This is a genomic window from Caballeronia arationis (assembly GCF_001544975.2).
GTDB lineage: Bacteria > Pseudomonadota > Gammaproteobacteria > Burkholderiales > Burkholderiaceae > Caballeronia > Caballeronia arationis.
This window is the reverse complement of sequence record NZ_FCOG02000037.1, coordinates 1-23,160: the sequence shown is the minus strand read 5'-3', so window position 1 is coordinate 23,160 and position 23,160 is coordinate 1. Positions and strand designations below refer to the sequence as shown.

At 60.8% G+C, this 23,160-nt stretch carries 20 protein-coding genes and 2 pseudogenes; 7 read left to right on the top strand and 15 right to left on the bottom strand.

All coding sequences use genetic code 11. The features are described from left to right. Window positions 1-21: 21 nt before the first annotated feature. The 4 genes from tssC to AWB81_RS21860 are packed head-to-tail and all read right to left on the bottom strand — an operon-like array spanning window position 22 to window position 3,707. Complete coding sequence (tssC, locus tag AWB81_RS21875) at window positions 22-1,530, bottom strand: type VI secretion system contractile sheath large subunit (RefSeq protein ID WP_062638645.1); 1,509 nt, start codon at window positions 1,528-1,530, stop codon at window positions 22-24. A gap of 4 nt (window positions 1,531-1,534) precedes the next feature. Beyond that, window positions 1,535-2,071: a type VI secretion system contractile sheath small subunit gene (gene tssB / locus AWB81_RS21870; protein ID WP_062638644.1), complete on the bottom strand. Its 537-nt coding sequence runs from the start codon at window positions 2,069-2,071 to the stop codon at window positions 1,535-1,537. Window positions 2,072-2,116: 45 nt separating this feature from the next. Next, complete coding sequence (gene tssA, locus AWB81_RS21865; protein ID WP_062638643.1) at window positions 2,117-3,172, bottom strand: type VI secretion system protein TssA; 1,056 nt, start codon at window positions 3,170-3,172, stop codon at window positions 2,117-2,119. Between the two features lie 49 nt (window positions 3,173-3,221). Beyond that, window positions 3,222-3,707 carry an Hcp family type VI secretion system effector gene (locus AWB81_RS21860; protein WP_062638642.1) on the bottom strand — a complete coding sequence of 162 codons (486 nt, stop codon included), beginning with the start codon at window positions 3,705-3,707 and terminating at the stop codon, window positions 3,222-3,224. 514 nt (window positions 3,708-4,221) lie between these two features. Between AWB81_RS21860 and AWB81_RS21855 the strand changes: the two genes are divergently transcribed. Further along, window positions 4,222-4,755 (top strand): RNA polymerase sigma factor, encoded by a 534-nt coding sequence (locus AWB81_RS21855; protein WP_062638641.1) that lies wholly within the window; start codon window positions 4,222-4,224, stop codon window positions 4,753-4,755. Then, entirely contained in the window at window positions 4,752-5,585 is an 834-nt protein-coding gene (locus tag AWB81_RS21850) for an anti-sigma factor family protein (RefSeq protein WP_062638640.1), read from the top strand. The genes AWB81_RS21855 and AWB81_RS21850 overlap by 4 nt, the downstream gene beginning before the upstream one ends. A gap of 48 nt (window positions 5,586-5,633) precedes the next feature. On the opposite strand, the pseudogene AWB81_RS21845 reads toward AWB81_RS21850, so the two are convergent. Further along, a pseudogene (locus AWB81_RS21845) lies at window positions 5,634-6,250 on the bottom strand (LacI family DNA-binding transcriptional regulator). A 31-nt stretch (window positions 6,251-6,281) separates the two neighbouring features. Between AWB81_RS21845 and AWB81_RS21840 the strand changes: the two are divergent. Continuing rightward, entirely contained in the window at window positions 6,282-6,956 is a 675-nt protein-coding gene (locus AWB81_RS21840; protein WP_235025862.1) for a beta-galactosidase trimerization domain-containing protein, read from the top strand. A 272-nt stretch (window positions 6,957-7,228) separates the two neighbouring features. On the opposite strand, the gene AWB81_RS21835 is transcribed toward AWB81_RS21840, so the two are convergent. The 3 genes from AWB81_RS21835 to AWB81_RS21825 all read right to left on the bottom strand — a co-directional run bounded on the left by AWB81_RS21835 (window position 7,229) and on the right by AWB81_RS21825 (window position 9,345). After that, window positions 7,229-7,549 (bottom strand): hypothetical protein, encoded by a 321-nt coding sequence (locus AWB81_RS21835; protein WP_062638673.1) that lies wholly within the window; start codon window positions 7,547-7,549, stop codon window positions 7,229-7,231. Between the two features lie 465 nt (window positions 7,550-8,014). Next, window positions 8,015-8,440, bottom strand: coding sequence for an SgcJ/EcaC family oxidoreductase (locus tag AWB81_RS21830; protein WP_235025861.1), 426 nt, complete (start codon window positions 8,438-8,440; stop codon window positions 8,015-8,017). Between the two features lie 236 nt (window positions 8,441-8,676). Continuing rightward, window positions 8,677-9,345, bottom strand: a complete 669-nt coding sequence (locus tag AWB81_RS21825; protein ID WP_062638672.1) for an MlaC/ttg2D family ABC transporter substrate-binding protein — start codon at window positions 9,343-9,345, stop codon at window positions 8,677-8,679. 264 nt (window positions 9,346-9,609) lie between these two features. On the opposite strand from AWB81_RS21825, the gene AWB81_RS21820 reads away from it, so the two are divergent. Then, complete coding sequence (locus AWB81_RS21820; RefSeq protein ID WP_235025860.1) at window positions 9,610-9,780, top strand: hypothetical protein; 171 nt, start codon at window positions 9,610-9,612, stop codon at window positions 9,778-9,780. A gap of 149 nt (window positions 9,781-9,929) precedes the next feature. Next, entirely contained in the window at window positions 9,930-11,078 is a 1,149-nt protein-coding gene (locus tag AWB81_RS21815) for a BamA/TamA family outer membrane protein (RefSeq protein ID WP_200822531.1), read from the top strand. Window positions 11,079-11,212: 134 nt separating this feature from the next. Here AWB81_RS21815 and AWB81_RS21810 read toward each other — a convergent pair whose 3' ends face one another. The 3 genes from AWB81_RS21810 to AWB81_RS21800 all read right to left on the bottom strand — a co-directional run bounded on the left by AWB81_RS21810 (window position 11,213) and on the right by AWB81_RS21800 (window position 16,784). Next, the gene (locus AWB81_RS21810) at window positions 11,213-13,627 is read right to left on the bottom strand and encodes a mechanosensitive ion channel family protein (protein ID WP_235025859.1); all 2,415 of its coding nucleotides are present in this window, start codon (window positions 13,625-13,627) and stop codon (window positions 11,213-11,215) included. A gap of 638 nt (window positions 13,628-14,265) precedes the next feature. Next, the gene (locus AWB81_RS21805) at window positions 14,266-15,144 is read right to left on the bottom strand and encodes an ATP-grasp fold amidoligase family protein (protein WP_062638636.1); all 879 of its coding nucleotides are present in this window, start codon (window positions 15,142-15,144) and stop codon (window positions 14,266-14,268) included. A gap of 728 nt (window positions 15,145-15,872) precedes the next feature. Then, the gene (locus tag AWB81_RS21800; protein WP_062638671.1) at window positions 15,873-16,784 is read right to left on the bottom strand and encodes a CHAD domain-containing protein; all 912 of its coding nucleotides are present in this window, start codon (window positions 16,782-16,784) and stop codon (window positions 15,873-15,875) included. Between the two features lie 247 nt (window positions 16,785-17,031). On the opposite strand from AWB81_RS21800, the gene AWB81_RS21795 reads away from it, so the two are divergent. After that, entirely contained in the window at window positions 17,032-17,400 is a 369-nt protein-coding gene (locus tag AWB81_RS21795; RefSeq protein WP_087135100.1) for an NUDIX hydrolase, read from the top strand. Between the two features lie 322 nt (window positions 17,401-17,722). Here the strand turns inward: AWB81_RS21795 and AWB81_RS21790 are convergent, their stop codons facing one another. The 4 genes from AWB81_RS21790 to AWB81_RS21780 form a co-directional block, all read right to left on the bottom strand. Next, window positions 17,723-18,913, bottom strand: coding sequence for a M20 aminoacylase family protein (locus AWB81_RS21790; protein ID WP_062638634.1), 1,191 nt, complete (start codon window positions 18,911-18,913; stop codon window positions 17,723-17,725). A gap of 1,346 nt (window positions 18,914-20,259) precedes the next feature. Beyond that, the gene (locus AWB81_RS48510) at window positions 20,260-20,625 is read right to left on the bottom strand and encodes a winged helix-turn-helix domain-containing protein (RefSeq protein ID WP_327372388.1); all 366 of its coding nucleotides are present in this window, start codon (window positions 20,623-20,625) and stop codon (window positions 20,260-20,262) included. Continuing rightward, the gene (locus AWB81_RS48505; RefSeq protein ID WP_327372387.1) at window positions 20,622-20,918 is read right to left on the bottom strand and encodes a response regulator; all 297 of its coding nucleotides are present in this window, start codon (window positions 20,916-20,918) and stop codon (window positions 20,622-20,624) included. The genes AWB81_RS48510 and AWB81_RS48505 overlap by 4 nt, the downstream gene beginning before the upstream one ends. A gap of 445 nt (window positions 20,919-21,363) precedes the next feature. After that, window positions 21,364-22,533: a porin gene (locus AWB81_RS21780; RefSeq protein WP_062638633.1), complete on the bottom strand. Its 1,170-nt coding sequence runs from the start codon at window positions 22,531-22,533 to the stop codon at window positions 21,364-21,366. A 247-nt stretch (window positions 22,534-22,780) separates the two neighbouring features. On the opposite strand from AWB81_RS21780, the pseudogene AWB81_RS21775 reads away from it, so the two are divergent. Continuing rightward, window positions 22,781-23,101, top strand: a pseudogene (locus tag AWB81_RS21775) (transposase); the annotation flags it as partial. Window positions 23,102-23,160: the final 59 nt, after the last annotated feature.

Genomic DNA, 23,160 nt, shown 5'->3' with positions numbered 1-23,160 from the left:
TCGAGATGGGCGCGGCCGGGATCATGCGGTCTTGGCGGTCGGCAGCTTCGACACGAGCCGCAGCGACACCGTCAGCCCTTCGAGCTGGTAGTGCGGCCGCAGAAAGAACTTCGACGTGTAGTAGCCGGGATTGCCCTCCACCTCTTCGACGACGACCTGAGCGTCCGCGAGCGGCTTGCGGGCCTTGGTGTCGTCGGATGAGTGGGCCGGGTCGCCGTCGACGTACTGGAGAATCCAGTTCTGCAGCCAGCGCTGCATGTCCTCACGTTCCTTGAACGAACCGAGCTTGTCGCGCACGATGCACTTCAGGTAGTGCGCGAAGCGGCAGCACGCAAAGAGGTATGGCAGGCGCGCGGCGAGGTTTGCATTCGCGGTGGCATCCGGGTCTTCGTACTCGGCTGGCTTGTGCAGCGACTGCGCGCCGATAAACGCGGCGAAGTCCGAGTTTTTCTTGTGCACGAGCGGCATGAAGCCGCTCTTGGCAAGCTCGGCCTCGCGACGGTCGCTGATCGCGATCTCGGTCGGGCATTTCATGTCGACGCCGCCGTCATCGGTCGGAAACGCGTGCACCGGCAGCCCTTCCACTGCCCCACCCGACTCGACGCCGCGAATCCGCGAGCACCAGCCGAACATCTTGAACGAGCGCGTGATGTTGGCGGCCATCGCGTAGGACGCGTTCGCCCACGCATATTTGCTGCTGTTCGCGCCTGCGGTGTCCTCTTCGAAGTCGAACTCCTCGACCGGGTCGGTTTTCGCGCCGTACGGTGCGCGCGCGAGAAAGCGCGGCATCGCGAGGCCGATGTAGCGCGAGTCCTCCGATTCGCGCAGCGAGCGCCACGCGGCATGCTCGGGCGTCTGGAAGATCTTGGTCAGGTCGCGTGGATTTGCGAGCTCCTGCCACGATTCCATCAGGAGCGCCGTCGGGTCCGCGCCCGCGATGAACGGCGCGTGCGCCGCCGCCGCGATCCTGCCGATCTGCGCGAGCAGGTCGGTATCGGGTCCGCTGTGATCGAAGTAGTAATCGGCCACCAGCGCGCCGTACGGCTCGCCGCCGAACTGGCCGTATTCTTCCTCATAGAGCTTCTTGAACAGCGGGCTCTGGTCCCACGCGATGCCCTTGTACTTCTTCAGCGTCTTGTGCAGTTCCGCCTTCGACATGTTGAGCACGCGGATCTTCAGCGACTCGTCCGTCTCCGTGTTGTTCACGAGGTAATGCAAACCGCGCCACGCGCTCTCGACCTTCTGGAACGGCTCGCTGTGGAGGATCAGGTTGATCTGCGCGGTGAGCGTCTGGTCGATCTGCGCGATCAGCGCTTCGATGGTTGCGAGCACGTCGCCCGAGATCACGCCCGTGTCGCGCAAGGCCTGCTCGGCAAGCGTGCGCACCGCGCTCTCGACCGCCTCGCGGGCGCGCTCGGACTTCGGCTTGAATTCCTTTTGCAGCAGCGCCGAAAAGTCGCTGACGTCCGGGGCGCGTTCGATGGCGGTCGCAAAGGCGTCACCCTGTTGCTGGATGCTGAGATCGTTCATCGCGTCATGCTCCCTCGGTCGGCGTCTGGGTTTCGGTTGCTTGTGCCTCTGGGCGCGGCTGGGCAGACAGCGCCTGCATCAGGGCAGGCTCCTCAAGCAGGCGCGCGATCAGAGCTTCGGCGCCGGTCTTGCCATCCATGTAGGTCAGGAGGTTTGCGAGCTGCGCGCGTGCTTCGAGCAGGCGCCGCAACGGCTCGACCTTGCGCGCGATGGCGGCCGGCGCGAAGTCGTCCATGCTTTCAAAGGTCAGGTCGATCGCCACGTTGCCCTCGCCCGTCAGCGTGTTGGGCACCTGCACCGCGACGCGCGGCCTGACCGACTTGAGGCGTTCGTCGAAATTGTCGACGTCGATCTCGAGAAACTTGCGCTCGGCGGCCGGCGCAAGCGGTTCGGCGGGCTGGCCCGACAGGTCCGCGAGCACGCCCATCACGAACGGCAGATTCACTCGCTTCTCCGAGCCGTACACTTCGACGTCGTACTCGATCTGCACCCGCGGCGCGCGATTGCGCGCGATGAACTTCTGACTGCTTTCCTTTGCCACGATGTCACTCCTGTGTCCGCCAGTTGAATGCGCCCCGCGCAGGTCTCACTCGACGCCGCCCAGATGCCTGAATTGACCGGCGCCGTCGGGCGCCACGTCCTCGATGATTTCGATAAAGCTCTTGCCCACGAGCCGCCGCGCGCGCTGCAACAACACGGGCAGCGGACTCGATGGCTCGTGCTCCGCGTAGTACGCGCAGATCGTGTCGAGCGCGTCGATCACGTCCCGCGGGCTTACGATGCGTGCCGGGCTTGCAGGACCGGGCATGGCGGCGCGATGCGTCGCCGATCCGGTGTCTGCTTCCTCTTGATTACGGCTGGTCTCCATCGCACTGCCCTGTTGTCTTTCCCCTTCCCCCGATGCCGCGACACGCGCCCCGACGAACTCGGCGATGCGCGCCAGAAGCCGCGCAAACGGCTTGAAGTCAAGCGCGCGCGCCGGGCCGACGCGTTCGGTCAGCAACGCCTCGATCCGTGCCAGCGAAGCCATCGCGTCGCAAAGCGCCTCACGGGTCGCCTCCACTTCGCCCGTTCCCGACTGCGCGAAAGCGGCGTCGATTTCGGCGAGCGTCGGCATGCCCGCGCCCTCGGCCGGCGACGATTCGCCCGCAAGCACTTCGATGTCGCGCAGCGCGAAGCCGCACTGGCCGGGCGGCGCCACGAACGGCACGTCGCGCAGCGCTGCCGGCAAGCCGGCGCCGTCGACGAGCCCCGAAAGCGCGTTGACGCGCGCAGTCGGGTCGTCGTTATCGCTTGCATCCAGTTGCGGATGAACGGTCTCCCAATACAGGTCGACCAGACCCTCGATCAGCGCCAGCCCGCATGCCAGTCCCTCGAAACCCTCGCGGATCGTGCTCGCCCGGGTGAAATGCACAGCCACGCGCAAGTCGCGGCTGCGCGCCAGCAGCGTCATCGAGAGAGAGAGCGCCCGAGTCCAGTCGGGCGGCGTCGCGGCAACCACGGTCCCGCCGTACTGCACATCCGGCTTGCCGGCCACCGCCAGTTCGAGTGCACGAAATTCCGCGCTGTATTCCTCGTCTTCTCCGCACGGCAGTTCCGGTGCAACGTCGGTCAGCCAGGCGGCGATTTGGGCATGCTTCATGGTGATGTCCGGGGATCGCGATCAGGGGTTTGCAGGGTCGGCCCAACGATCATTCCGAAACGTTCTTCGGGATGTTCCACTTGCCGGTGACGACGCCGCCCTTCTTCGCGCCGTTGTTGTCCTGCGGCTGGTACTCCATGTTGAATTGCGCGAAGTTGAGGGTGATGTTCTCGACGGCCTGGTCGCCGCCGCCGAAGCTGACCGAGTGACTGCTGACAAGCACTTCCTTCAGCGTGAGCTTCAGGTACTCGACAGGCTCCTTGCCGCCTGCCTTGCGCATCGTAAGCACCGCTTCGGGCATGTGGCTGCCCTGGCAGCAGGACTGCACGATCGTGGGCGAACTCTTGTCGACGTACTTGCTGATCATCAGGTCCTGCACGGCGGCGGTTCCCGTGCCGCCGCCCGTCCCGCTGTGCGTGGTGCCCGTCTGCGACGAGCCCCATGACCAGCTCAGAAATTCGATTTCTTCCACGTGGCCCACGGCCAGTGATTCACCCTTGATGTCGCCCAGCTTGAGGAACATATCTACGGCCATTTCAGTCTCCAGAAAATGTGTGCGTCTCGCCGCACAGGTCAATTCGCGCCACTTGGATCGCGAAGCTAGTGATTCGGAGCGCGACTCGCCCTCCGATCGATTCGGATATCTAACTATGTCGATTGGCTCGATCCGCTCGAAGCCGGATTTACTTAGCCGGCGCTCACGCGTCGTCGGCCCATCGGGCGAACGTGTCGCGATCCGCAAGCGGCGCTTCGCAAAGACGCGCAAATCGTTCGAAACGTCGTACGCGAACCGGCTATGCTATAAAAATGCTCGCGTCCATGCACGCCTCCAGCATGACCGCCATGCCCGCTTCCCGGGCCCTGTCGAGGATGGTCTCCATGATCTGTCTCCTTTTCGGTCGTTCGTCTCTGCGCTGTTTCGCATCCAGTGACCCGAAAACAGCCGGGCTCCACGACTTATTCCGCAAAAAAACTCGAAAAAACTTTGGAATAAAGGCGCGAACTGGGTGTTTTGTTCTATGAGCGCGCCCATTTCAGGAGCTGCCCCGATGAACGACGACGATTTGCCCGCCGTCCTGCCGACGTTGTTGCCGCGACTCTGGCGTTTTGCGCTGCGTCTGACGCAGAACCAGCACGATGCCGAGGATCTCGTCCAGCGTTCCTGCGTGCGCGCGCTGGAACGGCGCAGTCAGTTGCAGCCCGGCACTTCGGCACTAAGCTGGCTCTTTTCGATCGTTCACTCGACGTGGATGAACGAACTGCGCGCTCGTTCGATTCGCAACCGCGGCAGCATGGACTGGCAGGACGAAGACATAGAATCGTTTGCCGATCCCGCATCGCACAATCCGGAGATCGATTTGCTGCATCGCCAGGTGATCAACGCCGTGGAAGCCCTGCCGGACGCACAGCGCGTCGTGATGGTTCTGGTCGCAATCGAAGGCCTCAGTTACCGTGAGGCTGCCGACGTGCTCGATGTGCCGATAGGCACCGTCATGAGCCGGCTGTCGCGAGCGCGGCTCACGATCGGGCAGCAATTCGGCGCGCAACCATCGTCCGCGGCTCGCAAGGGAGAATCAATATGATCAATGTCGATGATTCACTGCTGATGTCATACGTCGATGGCGAGCTTCCGCCCGAACAGCGCACGGAGGTCGAAGCCGCGATTGCGCACTCTGACGATCTTTCCGCCCGAGTGGCCGCGTTGCGCGCGTCGTGCCTGCCGTATCGCGCCGCCTACGAGCGGCAAGCCGTGCCCCCGGTGCCAGAAAGTCTCACGCGCCGCATCGAGGAACTCGTGAGCGTGACGACGCCGCACCAGCGCGCCGCCGAGCGCCGCGGTCGGCGCTGGCCCGTTCAGTGGGCCGCGGCCGCTTTCGTCGCGGGCGCCATCTGTTCCGGCGTTCTTACCGGCTATCTGGGGGGCGCGAATCCATTCAAGCCGGGTGTCGATCCGTGGGTGCGGAGCGTGGCCGATTACCAGGTGCTGTACGGACGCGATACCGTCGCCAATATCAGGGAGGATAAGGTCAGCACGGAGCAGGTGCTTTCCGATATTCACCAGCGCGATGGCATGCCGGTCAGCGTGCCGGATCTGCGGCAGGCGGGCCTCAAGTTCAAGCGCGTGCAACGGCTGAATTACCACGACCGGCCGCTCGTACAGATGGTCTATCTCCCGGAGCGGGGCGATCCGGTGGCGCTCTGCATCATCGAGGACGGACAAGGCGATGCGCCCGTACGTTCCCAGCAGGTCGGCGAGATGAAGACCGTTACATGGCGTGCGAACCGGCTCGCTTACGTGCTGCTTGCAAAAGACACGTCGGTCGATTTGCAGCGAATGGCGGACGGTATCGCAAGCGGACAAACGGGGCAGCTTTACGGCAAGCTTCCACAGGAGGATCCGCGCAGCAGTTGACGCAAAAGCGGCGCGGACAAGACCCTCAACGGGCGTTCGGAACAACGCTCATCGCGCGCGCGAACGCCGCACGCCCGTCGACGCGCGCACGACTAGCGCCGGGGGTGGCGCCAGCACCATCTCCGGCGTGCGCGCCGGCTGCTGGATAAGTCGAATCAGCCTCTCGATGGACAGCTCCGCGATTGCGGTCGTGTTGATCGCGACGGTCGTCAGCGCGGGATGCACCTGATTGGCCAACTGGATGTCGGTGATGCCGATCACCGACACATCGTCCGGAATGGCACGTCCAAGCGATATCAACGCCTGCGCCGCGCCGATCGCGAGCAGGTCGTTGGTGGCGATGTCGGTGTTCATCACGAGCACGCCATCGGCGAGCGTCCCAGCGATCTGGTTCAGATACGCACGACCGATCTCCGCGTCGTCGTCGGTGTTGCAGACCATCAGGAAGTGACCCGCCTTGCGCGCGGCGCGTTCGGCGGCCAGGACAAACTCGGGGTAGAACGGGTTCGACAGGTTCGAGAGCATCAGCGCAAGCGTCGACGATCGACCCTCCGCAAGTGCGCGTGCGTTAAGGCTCGGCCGATAACCGAGCTCGGAGATCGCCTTCAGGACGCGTTCCGCCGTCTCGGGGGCACCTTCTCGCGGTTGCGCAGCACATTGGACACGGTCGCGGCAGTCGATTACGAAACGCAGTGGATGTTCGAAATCCAGCGGCATGGCAAGAGTTTCGACTATAAGACACTCGCCTTCGACTACTATGAGGCGCTGCGCGAACTTGGGATCGATGTCGATTTCGTGCCTGCGACGGCGGATCTCTCCGGGTACCAGCTCGTGGTCGTGCCGAGCATCGCCGTGATCGACGACGCGCTCGTCCGGCAGATCGAACGCAGTTCCGCGCAATGGGTGTTCGGTCCGAGAAGCGGATCGAAGACCGGCGCGTTCGCGATTCCCGGCAATCTTCCGCCCGGTGCCCTGCAGCAGGTTCTGCCGATGCAGGTGCTCGAAGTCGAGTCATTGCGTCCGACGCTGCAACCTTCGCTGTCGATCGGCGGGGAAAATGGCATCGCCGTGCATTGGCGCGAGCACGTTCGCGCGAACGGCAATGCGCAAGTGGACACGCGTTTCGAGGACGGGTGGCCCGCGATCGTGAGTCACGGCTGCGTCCGATACGTAGCCGCGTGGCTCTCGCACTCACTGCATCGCGCGTTGCTGCAACAGGCGGCAAGCCATGCAGGCGTTGCCCGAAGGACTGCGCACGCGCCGACGAGGAGACGTGACATTTGCGTTCAACTTCGGCGCAGAGCGGCAACGCGCTCTAGCGGCGTCGAACGCGAGGTTCGTGCTAGGCGAAGCGCTACTCGCGACGGGTGAAGTCTGTGCGTGGGTCGATGCCCCAAACAGGGCTCAGTTGAATGCGTGATCATCCTCGAGGCGCTCGAAGCTTTGAACCGGGCGCACGCGAGGCTACGAGCAAATCGCCGCGATCGCGGCACGCACCATGACGCTCGACTCCATGGGACCGTGTAGGTCCCTCGTATTATCTAGCGCCTGCTAGCCGCGAAACTGGGGCGCCGGTCGCAACTACTCCTGCGCCCCATGCGATCGAAGCGCTTGTTTGCTTCGCGCTTCATTGATCAAAACTGCTACTGGCCGGCGGCCGGCGATACTACGCTCGGAGTCGCCAGAGTGTTGTTGCTCTTGGGAGCGCTGTTGCCAGACGTCGAGTTGCTGTTCGTGCTACTCGGCAGGCCCGAGTTCGACGACCTGGCGGCCGTGCCGCTGTCCGAGTTGGTAGTGCCTGGCGTGCCGTAGCCGCCCGTTGCACCGTTGACCTGGTTCGCCGGGCCAGCCGTGCTGCCCGTCGAACCGCTCCCGCTTGAGCCTCCGGCCGCCTGTGCATAAACGCCGCCGGACAGCGTGAGTGCGGCGACGGCCGCGATCATTGTGTTGATTGCCTTACTCATGATCCGTCCCTCCTTGATCGGACTGAAATATGGAACGCAGACGGTTGCCGCCTGCTTGACCACGAATTCAGCAATCACCGTGCCGGCTGTTTTTTATCCACACCGAAACGCGTCGCAGCGAGCAGCTTTCGTGTGCGCCTTTAGCTGATCCCCTGCAAGAAAGTTGAGTCTTATCGGACCCACATCAGCCTCTCGATCCGACGCAACCGACAGCAGCCAAACTGGAATGGCCGTTTGCGCGTGGTCGTCGCAATCGGTGAGTCCTCGGCAAATACCGACAATGGAGCGGACTGGGTTCTTTAGTCAGCAACGTGGCGGATTGCCGACGGTGGCGGTGTCGAGCAGCGAGACAGCGGGTTCCTGCGTCAGCGAACTCACACTCGTGACCCATGACGGACACACGGATCCGCCTGCAGGACATCCGCCTACGGCATAGTTCGTGGTCGAAGCAATTTCCTTGCTCGCTCAAAAACCCCGGCCGTCTCTCAAGACGGCTTCCCCCGTGCGTGGATTCGCCAGGGTGACGTTCTCGAGCGCTTTGATTCGCCACTCGTCAACCTCCCGCGTCAGCACGGCAAGGATCAGCGTGTCGACAGCGTGCGGGCCCGACGGATGAGCAGCACCGACCGTGAGGCGGCTCCAGAAGTGCATGACCGCCGCATCGTCGCGGATCGGGACCACGTCGATCAGCTCGTTCTCAAGCGCGGAATCGCTGTAGATGGTTGCGTGGATGGGCGCATGCAGCTTGATAATCGCCTCGACGCCGCGCACGTAGTGCCCGAACCGGTTCACGAATGTCGCATCCTCGTGGAACAAGGCTCCGAAGGACTCCATGTCGTGACTGTTCCAAGCGGTCTGAAATTCGTAGAGCGCGTCTTCGGGACGTCTCATTTGAATCATGTGGATTCTCGCGAATGTCTACAGAGGGACACCCGACGTTCGCATCGGGCGCTTGCTGTCGGGCGGCAAAAACAAATTCTGTCACACCACGGAATGTCGGCTCATAGCGGAACTCGGTTCCATCCGGAATCGACCGGTTGAATCCGCCGTGCACTGCGGCCATTGGCCGTTCTGCTTGAGCCTGATCTGCTAAGCGTGCGGTGCGACTAGGTGATGGGAAATCGGGATCAAGCTGCCGATGACGCAAGTTGCTTGTTGCGGTCGATGAGAAACTGGATCAGCCCGTCGACGCCGCTTTGCTGGATCTTGTCGTTGAATTGCGTACGGTAGGTCTGGATCAGCCACGCGCCGAGCACGTTCATGTCATAGACGCGCCAACCCTGGGGTGACTTGTACAGCCGGTAGTCGATCTGCACTTGGCCGTTCTTGCCCGAGGCGATCGTGCGCACCACCGCATCGGTGTCGCTCGACACGGTATGCGATGGCGGGTACTCGAATTTCTGATCCGTGTTGATCAGCGTGAGCGCGCCGGAATACGTGTGGATAAGCAACAGCTTGAACTGCTCGACCACCTGATTCTGTTGCTCGGGTGTCGAGGTGCGCCAGAAGCGGCCCATCGCGAACTGCGTAGTGCGGCGAAAGTCGACGTATGGGAGGATGTCCCGGTTCACGATATCCATGATGCGCGGGATGTCGTCCGGCGTGAGTGCCTGCTGGCGCACTTCGTCCAGGATTTGCTGCGTCACTGTTTGGATGAGTCTCTGGGGGTCGGTCTGGTCGTCGATTTGAGCCGACCACGCGTGCTCCGGCGCGCACAGCGACCCGATGCCGGCCCAAATTGCCACCGATGCGACGAACGCGGAACGGACAATGGTGCTTCGGCAGAAGTGCTTCATGCAAACCTCGGTTTTGAGAAGGTTCAAGCAGACCGCCGGAGCGGTGACGGCACGGTTCGCGCGGCGTTTTACTGCCCGCGCGGCGACACTGGCATACCACTTGATCGTACTGTTCGACTGCAACATGCTCGGCGTGTCGCGATCTCGGCCGGTGATTCGCCTGCTTTCAACGTACGCTCGCATTCAGACATCGCAGGATGTCGCGCGTATCGCCGCCGTGCCTTTCGTCCGATCAACAATCCGAACAACCCGACCGGCTAGCTCATGGACGGAAAATTCCTGACCGAAGTCGGCGAGATCGCGCGGTCGGTCGGCGCCTTCGTGCTCTGCGACGAAGTCTATCGCGGCACCGACCAGGAAGGAAACGGCTACACGGCATCTGTCGCGGATGTGTACGAGCGCGGCATCGCCTCGGGACCCGAACCGACGTGTTAGCCGCCGCTGATCGTCCTTCATTCGGCAGCAGCCGACCCGATTGAAATCGGTCCGTGTTAGATATACTGCCGATGGCGACCGCGAAGACGCATTCGGGGCCACGGGAAGTACAAAAAAACCACACGGGTACCCGGAAGAGGTGTCCTGCCATGCATAGTCAGCGAAGGCCTGATGGTGCAGCACCCGCCACCCGGCGCCGAAGCGTTCGCCTCGACGCCGCCACTTTGAGCGTCTGCGTTCTGCTTGCGATCAGTAGCGCCGTGCGCGCCGATGAGGAGCCGATCCAGGCGCAGGAGCCAGCGAAATCTCCGGAGCCGGCAAAAGCGCCTTCGCCTTGGCTGGTCTTGCCAACGTTCTCGAACAACCCGAAGCTCGGCACCTCGTTCGGTGCACTCGGCGCTTACGTTCGAAAATTCGACGCTCAGTCGCAAGTGTCGATGTTTGGTATCAGCGCACAGTACACGTCGACCAATTCCGCGACCACAGCGATCTTCGCCCGAACATCGTTCGCCAACGACCAACATCGGCTTTCCGTGCTGGCCGTTGGCGGAGTGATCAAGAACGACTACGACAACTTTCTCGGGACCGGTACTCCGTTGAAGTCCGACGACCACTTGCGGGCGCTGGTGGGCCGCTACCTGTACCGCCTGAAAAGCGACTGGTTCGTCGGCGCACAGGCGATTTTCACCAACTACCAGATCGTGGGACAGACGGCTCTGGACGATGACATACTCAACGTCCTCGGGTTGACCGGTTTCAAGGCGGGCGGGGTCGGCTTGGTTATCAACCACGATTCACGGGATATCGTGGACGCGCCGAAGCACGGGTGGTACTTCAACGTGAACAACATCGCCTATCGCCAAAGTATCGAGGGAAGCAACAATTTCAACGTGTACCGGGCCGACTACAGGCAATACTGGAGCCACGGAGACGGGAATGTATTTGCAGTGCGGCAAAGCAACCAGTGGACGGCGGACGCACCCCCGGGCGCCTACGCGCCCGTGTTATTGCGCGGATATACGACGGGCGAGTACCTCGGCAAGTACATGTCCTCTCTCGAAGTCGAGGAACGCCATCGTCTGGCAGCGCGCTGGACGGCCACGCTCTTTGCCGGCGTGGCGTGCCTGTATGGCGCGAACCGTAACGGCTGCGCAGATTCGGCCAACCGCTTTCCGAGCGTGGGCGCTGGAGTCCAGTACATCCTTAAGCCTGCTCAGGGCATCGTTGCCAATATGGAATTCGCGCTAGGAAAGGAGGGCAACAAAGCCTTGCTCGTCAAGATGGGATACGGATGGTGAGTCGATTGACGACACCAAAAGCCTGCTCGCAGCAGGCGACGCAATCAGCGTGGGCGTCATCGACCGGATCGTGCTGCACAACATGCGATATGAGGAGGCGGCCACGCACGCATCCTCGGACACCGTATAGATCCTCAGAGACGGTCAGTATCACTGTCCGGCGAATCGGCCGACGATATGGGGCCTTTCTGACTCGCCGGTGGCTGCGGCGCGGGCGGCTCTTTGAGTACGCGCTGTTCCAGCGGCGTGGTGGTAGCCGGCCTGCGTCGGCGCTCACTGTTCGCATCGATCCCCTGCCCGCTTTCGTCCGGGTCGCCATCGTCAGGCTGCGACGCTGCGTTCGGTCCGTTCGGCGGCGTATGAAGCCGCATATGCGGCACCGGAATCTCAATACCCGCCTCATCCATCTTGTGCTTGAGCCTCGCGTTAAAGGCGCGCGCCACGCTCCACTGCTGCAGCGGCCGCGTCTTGATCTGCGCTTTCACAACCATCCAGTTGGCCTCGAATCGATCGAGCCCCCACACCTCAACGGGCGCAAGTATTTCCTTGCGCAGGCGAAAATCTCGCTGCAGATCTGCGCCCGCTTCCACAATCATGCGCGAGACATCCTCGAGGTCAACGGAGAACGGCACCCGTACCTCGAACACCGCGTTGGCGAAGTCGCGCGACAGGTTCTTCACGATCTTGATCTGCGAAAAGGGAATGGTGTGAACCGCGCCTTGTCCGTCACGTAAACGGACCGTGCGAATCGTCAGGTCCATGACGATACCGGCGTGACTGCCGTCAATTTCAATCCAGTCGCCGACCGAAATCGTCTCCTCAACAATGATGAACAGGCCCGTGATCAGATCGGTGACGAGCGCCTTTGCACCGAAGCCGACTGCAAGACCGATCACGCCAGCGCCCGCCAGGAGAGGCGTCAGATTGACGCCCAGTGTGGCGGCGGCGACGATGGCGGCGAGGGTTGCAACCGTTGTGAAGACAGCGTTGCGCACGAGCGGCAACATCGTGCGTGCGCGCACGCCAGGGTCGAGTGCCTTGCTACGCGAACTGCTCGGGCCCAGCGTATTGAGAATTGCGGTGTCGCAAAGTATCCATATGAACCAGGCACCGAAAACCGTCCCGATGACCGTAACCAGCGCATGCTTGAAACTGGGTGTCATCGCGCTGTGCTTGATCATCCGCGCGATCGGCCCGCTCCACACGTCCAGTTCGAATCGAATGAACGCGAGCCACACCAGAAGGACAAGCAGCATGCTGGCGAAGCGCAAGAGTCGCATCAAATGCGGCGCGCGACGGTGTGCGCGCGTGTCCCTTCGACGCGTCACATGTATGAGAAGTGCTGACACGAAGAGCGTGAGGACGAGTAACAGCGCACTGAGAAGCGACGGCCGTAAAACGTTCTCTTCCGAACCGCGTGCATCGATGATCGCCACGACCGACGCGATCGCGATCAAAAGAATCGGGATGTTCCAGAGCGATGCGAGGATGTCGAGCGCTTCCGTAGCGAGTTTGTGATCTCGCCTTCGCCCATACGGGCGATTGCGTATCAGATGGGTGACGGGCCGCCGGTAAGCAAGCGCGAAATAGCCGATCAGGACGGCCGCCGCCACGTTTGCAGATGCCGACACGAGCCCGGCGAGGTTCACGCCGAGCAGGCTAGTGACGTCCGGATTGGCCGTCGCGTCACCGAGCGCACCACATGCACCGATCGCGAAAAGCGGCCAGCGGGTTTGCGCGAGCAGCTGATGAACTGCGACACGCCGGTGCGCCGTGTTGAACGCCGAGAACACGATCAGGCAAATCGCAGAGAAGATTGAGCCCGCGACCACGGCATAGACAATCACAAGCCCGAGCGTGCTTCCGAGCGCGTCAGGCATTCCCCGCATAAACAGCGCCACTGCCACGAATCCGATGATCCATGGGGCCGTGCGCCAAAACGCGAAGCTCAACAGTTCCAACGACGTTGGATTCGGTTCGAGCGCGACCTTCCACCCATAGCGCGCACTGATGCGTCGCCGCAGATAGATCAACAGTGCAGCGCATGCGCCCCAGCCCGCAAGCGTCGCGATCATGCCGAGCAGGACCTGCCCGAACGACTGCCCGCTCCCGCCCCGGAGAATGGTCCACAGCTCTTGTGCCGCCCCGCTCGAACGCGCCACCCAGTAATGCAGGGGCGTGCGGCCCTCGCTCAGATCCGTCTCGACAGATGCAATGCCCGATGCAATCGCGCCGAGCAGATCGCTATTAACCTGTCCGGACGATGCCGGCGCCGCAGGCGCGGTACTTTGGGTCGCTGCACGCAGCCCCTTCAATTGGGCGACCAACTCTTTACGTTTTGGATCGCTCTCCAGCGTGCCGATCAGGCTGTCCAGCGAGCGCGTCATTTCGGCCTGGCTGGCAGGCGTCGGTGCCGAAGCAGCCTGCGCCGGCGAGGCTGGCGGCGCCGGACCACCCGTCGCGCTGTTGATGATGTTTTGCAGCCCAGCAGGCAACGCGGCTGCCGCCGGATTGATGTCCGCAGTCGACAAAACGAGGAGGCTGGTCACGGACAGCCACAAGCAGGCACACCCCATGGCGCGCGACAAGCCGGCATGCAAAAGTGCTCCAGCCAGCCGTCTGGCGAAGACCATGGCACGGCTCGATTCTCGCCGCATGAATGCGTGCATGGAGACCCCTTCCGAAAGGTCACCCCTGTGAGTACCGGGTCGCCCGGCGATCGCTGCTGCGAAAAGCTTCGCCGCGCCCGAGCTGTGCTTTGTGCCGAGAGTACGGGCTAAAGCTTACATCACCACGAGCTCCAGCCCCTTCCGTGCCCTTCGGCCCTCCGGCCCTTCGGCACGGAGGACACAGCGAAGGGCCCGGCGCACCACCGGTCACGACGGCCTCCCGCCGACCTCCCGCGCCCGTCTATCCCGGTGCAAGGGTTGCTATCCTCCGGACATCACGGCAACGCAAGCCCTGTGCAGCCGCGATGACGTTTCAATGCGCACGCGCACCACTTTACAACCGCTCCGTCGTCGGTCACTGCGGGCGGTGTCGTGCTCGTTTGCGCGACGGCGGACAACTACATCCGCGCGTTCGACGTGAACAACGGAAACATGAGATGTGGGCAAATGTGAGAATTTCGTACTGGAGCTACGGGGATCGCCTGCAGCCAGCGATGCTTGAACGAAGAGGCGTTGCTTCAATGCGCTCGAGTATCCTGAACGTACCTGCCCCACTCATAGTCGACGCTGTCCGGCCGAAGTTGAAGTACCCCTGCGCCGGGCGTAAAGGTGAGCTCGCCAAAATAGATCCTGCCTTGCGGTGAATAAAGGTCGACCCGAACAAATTGGAACTCCTCGGCCAGCCGTTCTCCGAGACCCAAAAGCATCGGAAGGTTCTCAGGGCGCGGATGGGGAGACTTGCTACGCCCGAAATGACCGATACCGATGTCGAGGAGATTCCATTGGGCGTCGTAGAAATCAGCGCGTGGGTGATCCGTGAATCGATCGGAGATCACGCAGAGAAACACCGTCTTGCAGCCGTTGTCGTCTTTGAACACATATATTTTGAAGTCTGCCGGAACGGCGCCGCGCTCGTCTAGCAGCAAGGTTTCGAAATAGATCCGATGCTTGATAGCACGGTAGTGTCGCTCGCGCGCCACGCGATAGAAATCGGCCGATAACCACTGAGTGGCAAGATCGTTCAATTCTTCGAAACTGGTCGTCGACTTGTCTTTAATTACCTTGACGTATCCACTTCCATGATTCGCCTTCATTACAAAAGCCGAAGGAAGCGCGTCGAATACCTCTCTAGTCAGCGATTCAGGCTCTGCAATCAGAGGTATCAGATACTCTTCGCCTATCTTGGATTTCACATAATCGCGGACGGTGAGTTTGTCCGTCAAAGTAGCGTATCGTGGATCAGGATGGAGGCATCGGTGAAGGATCTTCTCGTTGTATGTGGTGGGCTTCTGCAAATTCGGAAAGCGTCCGACCTTCTTTCGATGTTGCATGCTCAAAAATAGATAGTCGGGCAACAATTGCTTTGCTACGCCGATAAATGCTTTAGATAACGACATCTTCGTCCTCCGCTATGCGGAAATTGCTCCGCGAGTTGGCGCCAGAGGAGGGTTAACGATCGCTATCCTTCTAATATTCCCGCTGTACTTAAAAAAATTCCGATTGCCACCTGGTCGAATGGCGATAGGGGCGACGGCCGCCCTTCGCTGCCAACGGTGGGTTATTGGGTCATGCCGGACTGTAATGCCGATTACACACGCTTGTCGGCTCTTTGTCATTTATCTTTTCAAGAGTCATTCCGTCCGCCATCAGCATCTATACAGGAGCGACCTATTACAAAAGACCGGTGTACCTTTTCTGGCCTTCGGGGCTGGTTCGAAAGGGAATCGCTGGCGATCAATACGAAACATCGTTTGGGTGATAGTCGCGGTCGCGCCGACTATCTGGCCTTCCGCCGATTTTCTGGCCAACGGTGACCTGATCGCTGCAATTCGCAGCCTCCCGATTTTTGGCCGATCTTGAATCACCGGCCACAGAAAAATCGAATAAGCGCTGACGCCCCTAAAGGGGTCAACGCTGAAATGGGCCTTCAGGTATTGGAGCGCTCTTCGCTGTGCGTCCCGACGGCGTGATCGGCTTTGCAGATGACCCGGCGTGACCCCGCCGCGCTTATAAGCTGGCTACGCCACGCCGGAATGGACCGATAAACATAGCGCCCCGCTTCACGCCAACCCGGCCAGACAACTCATTGAAAATGCCGTGCTCGGCGTTGGAAATCGCGGCAGGCTCAGCTTGCGATGGCTCGAACACGCTGCGATGCTGCACGCATCCGTCGGCACTTCTGCTTTTCCAGCCATTGCAGCGACTCCTGCACAACTTCGGGTGGAATGTCGTTGAATGACGCACTCCGAATCAGGGTCTCGCTTGCGGCAATGTCGTTGAACTGGCCGAGCTTGTTCTGCACGGACGTCAATTCTTTGATGGTGCGATCGTGTCCGCCCTTGATGACGGGTTGAAAAAACTCGAGCAGATACCTCAGCTTCTTGCCGGCCTTGCGAACATCATGGAGATCTTCTTCGTGGGCGGTGTCGTTACGAGATGCATATCTGCTGCGCTTCTTCAGTGCGCGCTGCGCGCGACGAACACGATCCTCGGCGAACTCCTGAATGGGAAGATCGTTGCAGCTCGACTCCAACGTCACTTGCGCGCGAAGCAAGACGTCATTCAGAAACGCCTCGATATCGTCGCTCTTTATCATCGTCTGGCTATGCACCACTGCTTGTGCCCGCTTCTCACGCGCAGCGGCCACGAGCAGTCCCATCGATGCGCGTGACTCCCGCGCGCCTTTCAAAAGATCGCCAGCAATGTCCCAGTCGCGCGTTCCACCGGCTACCGCAGCAAGGCGCTTGAACTCTTCGGTGGCCTGCGCGGTTGCCTCTTCACCGAGGTAGGGCGAATAGGCCCAATACAAGGCACGCAGTTTTCTGAATGCGACGCGAAGCTGGTGGAATCCTTCAGCATCGCAATTCGTGGCCAGTTCCCGCGCCCGCCGCACTGCCTCGGCGACCACCGGTGTAGCCAGTGATGAGAAAGTACTTGCGATGGAACTTGTCGTTGATAGCGATGAAACCGCCGGCCGCTGTTCTTCCTTGAAAAGATTGATTGGCCGCGGTAAGGGCCAGTCAGCATCCATATCCACCATTGGAGCCTCGAGTCGGACGAAACGTGGTTTGCCCGACCTTACCACAGCGATATTCTCGGAACCCAATTTCTGTGTCGATTTGATGAAACGCCTTTCAAGTTGTTGCGTGTAAACAGCGATCAGGTCGAGGCGTCGCCGGGCGACTGCGGTTCTGTATTAGGATGCTCGGTTATATCAAGCAGTGCCCGATACGCTGGCGCATAAAGCGCCTCGAAAATACCTGGAAGATAAGTGGGAGGTCAGTTTGAAGAAACGCGCCACCGTCATCTGTCGCAGAGGTAAGCGAATCCTCCTGGTCGCACGTAGTCAGTCGAAGTGGGCACTGCCAGGTGGGATTCTGAAGCACGGCGAACACATCTCGGCCGCCGCACTTCGGGAGCTCAAGGAAGAAACGCGACTGTCCGGGAAGTCGGCGAAGTATCTCTTCGACTTTCGTGGCAAGCAAAAGCACCATCACGTGTTCTCCTGTGAAATTTCAAATCGCGCCAAGGCTCGCCCGAGCAACGAAATCTCCAAATGCCGTTGGGTCCATCTCGAAGACATCCCTCGCCTCTTGACCAGCGCGCCGACGACCGACATCGTGAAGCTGATGGGTCAACGGCGTAAAAAGTAGCTGCGCCAGGTTGGCGCAGGCATGAGTCGTCGACTTAATGACAGCGCCCGGCTTGCTCGTTGGTGTCGCGCCTGTGATTCATGCAGTCGGCGAACCGCGGTACGGGACGAGATCCTACACGTAGATTTCTGCGACAGCCGCAGCAACGCGCTGACGATTCTGTTTAAACGCAAGATAGAGTTGCGAAGCGGACAGATCCTTCGTCACGACGACTGCCGGAATCGGAGACCGTAATAGAGCGATCTTGCATTCGTCATCGTGCAATAGAGCCCTCGCTTCGGCCGTGCGTGACGAGCGTCATGCGCTTAAAGTTTTATAAAAGTTATTGTGCGAGAAACCGTTCGACGAGACGCGTCCAGTAGGCCGCGCCGATCGGAAGGTTGGCATCGTTGAAGTCGTACTGCGGGTTGTGGACCATGCAGCCATCCTCGCCAGCGCCGTTGCCGATGCACAGGAACGAGCCTGGGCGCTCGTGCAGCATGAACGCAAAGTCTTCGCTGCCCATGAGGATATCCGCGTTCGCGACGACGTTCTCTTCCCCGACCAGTTCGCGCGCAACCCGCGTGGCGAATTCCGTCTCCGCGTCGGTGTTCACGACGGCCGGATGGCCCCCCACGTACGCCACGATTGCCGTCGCACCGTAGCTCGTGGCCTGCGCCTGGACCAGTTCCGCGATGCGGCGCTTGAGCAGCGCGCGCACGTCCTCGCTGAACGAGCGCACGCTCAGTTCCAGCTTCGCCGAATTCGAGATGACGTTGTTCGCCGTGCCCGCGTGCAGCGAGCCAACCGTGACGACGGCCGGCTGCGAAGGATCGACGTTACGCGAGACGATCGTCTGCAGCGCCATCACGACGCTCGACGCCACCACGACCGGATCGACCGTCAGGTGCGGCCGCGCCGCATGGCCGCCGACGCCTTCGATCGTGATCGTCACCATATCGCCCGCGGCCGTGAACGCGCCCTTGCGGAACAGGAACGTACCCGGCGGCATGCCCGGATGGTTGTGCGCGCCGAACACGGCGTCACAGGGAAAGCGATCGAAGAGGCCGTCCGCGATCATCTTCTGCGCGCCGCTCGGGACGCTGCGCTCCTCCGCCGGCTGGAAGTACAGATGCACCGTGCCGCTGAAACGCCGCGTGCGTGCGAGATGGCGGGCGGCGCCGAGGAGCATCGTCGTGTGACCGTCGTGGCCGCATGCGTGCATCTTGCCGTGGGTCGCGCTGGCGTAGGGCTTGCCGGTCTGCTCGACGATCGGCAGCGCGTCCATGTCCGCGCGCAGGCCGATGCTGCGCGCGCCCTCGCCCACCTTCAGCGTGCCGACGACACCCGTCTCGCCGACGCCACGCGTCACTTGCCAGCCCCAATCGGCAAGCTTCTCCGCGACGAGCGCAGCGGTTTGCAGTTCCTCGAAGGCAAGTTCAGGATGCTGGTGGATGTGGTGGCGAATCTCGCGCAGGGAGGGGATGTCGTCGGCGAGATCGGGGATTTCGGTATAGCGGGAAGTGAGAGTCATCGGGGAAACGCTCATGTGTCGGGTCCGCGCGGCGGCTTTTGGGTCGTGTCAACAATTACGGGCTGCAAAACGGGTCCGGTTCTGCGGATGTGACTGCTCGTTTTATAGGGCCTGTTCCTCTCGAATACCCCGACGGCTGCAACCGGCACCTTCTGGGATACGCAGGAAGAGCGGGCAAAGCAGTGGCGGTCCGAATGTACCCACGTCGAGCGTCTTGACCTCCGCCCAGATGAGCGCACCCGCGCGAGTTTCGGCCCCCGATGGAACTTCGGTCCCGGCAGGCGCCCCACATCCTTATCTGCGGTGGCAGATTGCAGATCTGTGTTCGGCGACGTGTTGATCAAGTCCCCATCGCTTGAAAAGCCCTCGACGCAAAACGACACCAACAGCGCCTTAAAGGCCTCAGTCCTCAAAATCAGGAAGTGCGCGACGAGTGTTAGCAACCGCGTCTCGCTTGTATCGAAAGGCGATCCAGGCTAAAAATCGATGGGGACAAAAGACAGGCGACCAAATGAGTTCTCAGCTCAGCGACCCCCGCCGGATGTGTTGCAAAGACTTCTGGGGCTGCAATTCATCGCTGGCCTGGCCGCCCAATACGAGGAATAGCCGGAGGCGTCTTTAGTCGAGCTGACACCGCCATAGTCCGTCGACGCAGAGGGCGCTGCCGCGTTCACCTGAGCAGGCTGCTGCGTGTCCGTTTTATCTTGCGCATGGACTCCGTTCAGTGCAATCGCGCCTAGCACGACTGCGGAGATGAGGTGAATTGCCTTCATGATGTTTCCCCCAAGGAGTTGGAAAGCTGCTTTTCAGTCGCTCGTGGCATAACGTTGCGACATGAGTTGGTTAAGCACGACCATGTGCGTGGTCGCGTTGAATGCGATGTCTCGCCGAGTCCCATTCGTGAAACGCAGAGAATCGGCTTAGCAAGCTCTTAAGAGGGGGGCGCAGGATGAGCGCTAGCGCGGGGCGGTTCGAAGCGGCATGAGCGCTCAAAAAATCGCCAGTGGACTGATGGGTCCGGTGCAAAAGGAGAAGCACACTTAGAATCTAGTCGTTATGTCAGAGAAAGCAATGCCATAAATTCTAGCCCTGTGTTCGAAACGAAATTTGATCTTGGTGTATCTCATCGCGCCTAAATGGCGAACGTTCTAATTTGGTGTTGTTCACGAACATATACAAGAAACACGCGATGCTATTCGAGCATGTGTCGGCGCGATTCCCTCGGAGGGCGCGCAGAAACTCGCGCCGCGGCACCTCCTGCGACCAAAGCGTCAGAATCGTTGGGGCAGTGTTGATAGGCCTTGTTATCGGGAGCGCCCTGTAGCTGACCTGCGCGTACATTTCTGTTACGTCATCTTCAGCCGGTACCCCAAGCCCCGCAGGGTAATGATCTTGTCTTCGCCGATCTTCTGAGGCAGGCTATTTACGTACACCTGTATCGTGTTGCTCTCAGGGTCTGGTCCCTGTCCGTATAACAGTTTGGAAAGCTCTGTGCGGCTGATTGCGCGAGTGGTCTCTTCCATTAAAGCCTCCAATATCGCAAATTCACGAGGCGTAAGAAGCAATGGATTGCCGTCCTTGCTCGCTTCGTGCGCGGCCGGATCCAGCGTGAGTCCGCCATGGACGTGCACCGCCTGGGGGCGGTCGGCGCGGCGGCGCAGCAAGGCGTAAACGCGCGCGGCAAGCTCGTCGAAGTCGAGCGGTTTCCTCATGAAATCATCGGCGCCCGCAAATAGACTTCGATGCCGTCCGCACCCTCATCGCGTTCGGTCAAAATCAGTATCGGCGCTGAACCGCCCGCTTTCCGATCAGCGTTTAATAACTCGGTTCCGTTCAGTCGAGCAACGTCTAAGGCTAGCAGCGCCAGATCATAGGGTTCGTGCAGCAGCGCCTGCCTTGCCGTCTCTTCCTCGCGCTTCCAGTCGATCGTATATGTCGCGCGCCGCATGGACCCGAGCACCGTCGCAGCGACCATGTCATGCGCTTCCACCAAAAGCAGTCGCATCGTGGTCTCTCATAACGAACAATGGCTGGATGGAGTTTCGCCGGCTGGCCGTCAGTGGCTTGACTCTTGACACGCGTAATTAACTGTGGGATTTCAGCCTTGATCTTCAGTTCCGCACATCTCCCGTACGTCGAGAGCGGGCGCTCTGAGGCTGTAGACGCCAGCTATCTTCCCCGAACCGTTCCCCTTGTTGCAAGACGATGCTAAATCTGCCCGTTGAAGTACATTATGGCCCGTCCCAAATAACGATCGCCATGAAGAAACGGCTCAAGCGTGTGACGCTTGAGGCGTTCTGGCACAAAGTACGGGCGCCGTTTGAACTAGCAGAACCCTCTAATCGTCAGCCGTGAACACGACGCCACAGCCTCCCTGTGCGACGGCGGATCAACGCGCGCCATCACCGCGTCCGCATGCTGGAATGGCCCAGTCAGACGCGGGATGACAATCAGAATTTGTGGCGGATGCCGACGATCACAATTTCCTGGTGGCTGCTGCCGCTACTGTAACCGAAACTACCGTTCGAAGCTTGTGCCTCCGAGGTCGTCACGCCGTCCGCATTCTTCTGCGTACCGCTTGCGTGTTGATAAGCCGCGACAGCATAAAGGTCAGTGCGCTTTGACAGCGAGTAATCGCTGCCCAGGCTGACCTGATGATACGTGGCCGACGTGTCGCCGTGAGCATGCGTGTACGTGTAGCCCAGGCCCAGCAGCATCGCCGGCGAAAGCTGCCAGTTCACGAAACCGTTGCCGACATCGAATCTTTCGTACTGGCTGAAGAGCGAATTGCCGTCGTTCTTATACTGTGCGTTGCTGTACGAAGCGCCGAGCGTGAATGGGCCGAACGCGTATTGGCCCGCCGCACGAGCGATAGCGATCGCGCTAGCCGTCTGGTAGCCAATGTTGACCGGGCTCAGGAACAGCGAGTCCGACGACGGGCTGTTCCAGCCGCCGCCAGCGGCAGTCGGGCGCCCTGCGGACGGGTTGTTCGCATAGAGGTAGCTGGCCGCGAGAGCGAACGGGCCGTTGTTGTACGTCGCGCCCGCACCCCAGGTGTGGCCTTGACCCGTCGCACCTGCCACGTTGCTGAAGCCATAGATGCCTTCGACCTGGAAGCCGGCATAGTTCGGCGAAACGTACTTCACGGAGTTTGACACGCGCAGGTCGTTATCGTAGTTGTCTATATCGCCCGGCGTTGCCATGATGCTGCCGAAATAGTTGTCGCCCGTGATGCCCTGAACCATGTCGACCGACGGATCGTACTGGCGGCCCAACGTCAGCGTACCCCAGGTATTACTGGTCACACCGACGAACGCTTGACGCCCGAATTCGCGGCCACCCTGATTCGACTGGCCCGTGCTCGGGTCAAAGCCGTTTTCCAACTGGAAAATTGCCTTCAGGCCGCCGCCTAAGTCTTCCTGACCCTTCAAGCCCCAACGGCTGCCCGACAGGATTCCGTTTTGAGTGCCCCACCGATGGTTGCTTGCTTCGTCAGCATTGCTTACATAAGAGAGACCTGCGTCGATCACGCCATAGAGCGTCACACTAGACTGCGCTTGTGCTGCGCCCGCGGCGCCGAGCAATGCTAGCGAAATAGTCGCCATAGTAGTGTTCTTCATCGACTGATCTCCGCGAAAAGATTAAGTGTCTGAATTCGGTTTGAAGAATACTCCTGGTGAACTAAGTTTCACAAAAAGTTGCAATATCGCAACGCTTCGATGTGCGTGCTTTGCCGCTGCCGTCGCTGGTGGTGCTAGCGGAAGCGCTTCTGGTTCAGGTGCTCTTGCGAGCCGCCCGAGCTGGTACGGATAACGCAGGGCGCTATCAAAAGCGAAGTGCAACACCTATCTCGTATATGGTGTCGCAATGCCCGACAAAGCCTCGTACCAACAGCTTCAACCTGAAGAACGCCTCGCCATTGCAAGCCTGCGGCTACAAGATGTGAGTATTCGGGCCATGGCCCGAATACTCGGACGCTCGCCGGCCACCGTGAGCCGTGAACTGTCGCGAAACAGCTCTCCTGCTGGTTACGCATCTGTGCCGGCCGAAGCGCTCAGCGCCGCACGCCGCATCGCGAGTCGCCGCCCCACGAAGCTTTGCCCGGAAAGCGTCTGCTGGCGCATCGTTCTCACCCTGCTCGATTGGAAATGGTCGCCCCAGCAGATATCAGGCACACTCAAGCGTATGGTGCGATGTGATGTCGCGTAAAGGATTGTTTCATCTGGTGTTGTTAGCCAGAGAGGAGA

Excerpts from the sequence above, each read along its gene's own strand:
- tssC (WP_062638645.1), bottom strand. The coding sequence starts at position 1,530 with ATGAACGATCTCAGCATCCAGCAACAGGGTGACGCCTTTGCGACCGCC.
- tssA (WP_062638643.1), bottom strand. The coding sequence starts at position 3,172 with ATGAAGCATGCCCAAATCGCCGCCTGGCTGACCGACGTTGCACCGGAA.
- AWB81_RS21860 (WP_062638642.1), bottom strand. The coding sequence starts at position 3,707 with ATGGCCGTAGATATGTTCCTCAAGCTGGGCGACATCAAGGGTGAATCA.
- AWB81_RS21855 (WP_062638641.1), top strand. The coding sequence starts at position 4,222 with ATGAACGACGACGATTTGCCCGCCGTCCTGCCGACGTTGTTGCCGCGA.
- AWB81_RS21850 (WP_062638640.1), top strand. The coding sequence starts at position 4,752 with ATGATCAATGTCGATGATTCACTGCTGATGTCATACGTCGATGGCGAG.
- AWB81_RS21840 (WP_235025862.1), top strand. The coding sequence starts at position 6,282 with ATGTTCGAAATCCAGCGGCATGGCAAGAGTTTCGACTATAAGACACTC.
- AWB81_RS21835 (WP_062638673.1), bottom strand. The coding sequence starts at position 7,549 with ATGAGTAAGGCAATCAACACAATGATCGCGGCCGTCGCCGCACTCACG.
- AWB81_RS21830 (WP_235025861.1), bottom strand. The coding sequence starts at position 8,440 with ATGAGACGTCCCGAAGACGCGCTCTACGAATTTCAGACCGCTTGGAAC.
- AWB81_RS21825 (WP_062638672.1), bottom strand. The coding sequence starts at position 9,345 with ATGAAGCACTTCTGCCGAAGCACCATTGTCCGTTCCGCGTTCGTCGCA.
- AWB81_RS21820 (WP_235025860.1), top strand. The coding sequence starts at position 9,610 with ATGGACGGAAAATTCCTGACCGAAGTCGGCGAGATCGCGCGGTCGGTC.
- AWB81_RS21815 (WP_200822531.1), top strand. The coding sequence starts at position 9,930 with ATGCATAGTCAGCGAAGGCCTGATGGTGCAGCACCCGCCACCCGGCGC.
- AWB81_RS21805 (WP_062638636.1), bottom strand. The coding sequence starts at position 15,144 with ATGTCGTTATCTAAAGCATTTATCGGCGTAGCAAAGCAATTGTTGCCC.
- AWB81_RS21790 (WP_062638634.1), bottom strand. The coding sequence starts at position 18,913 with ATGACTCTCACTTCCCGCTATACCGAAATCCCCGATCTCGCCGACGAC.
- AWB81_RS48510 (WP_327372388.1), bottom strand. The coding sequence starts at position 20,625 with ATGAGGAAACCGCTCGACTTCGACGAGCTTGCCGCGCGCGTTTACGCC.
- AWB81_RS48505 (WP_327372387.1), bottom strand. The coding sequence starts at position 20,918 with ATGCGACTGCTTTTGGTGGAAGCGCATGACATGGTCGCTGCGACGGTG.
- AWB81_RS21780 (WP_062638633.1), bottom strand. The coding sequence starts at position 22,533 with ATGAAGAACACTACTATGGCGACTATTTCGCTAGCATTGCTCGGCGCC.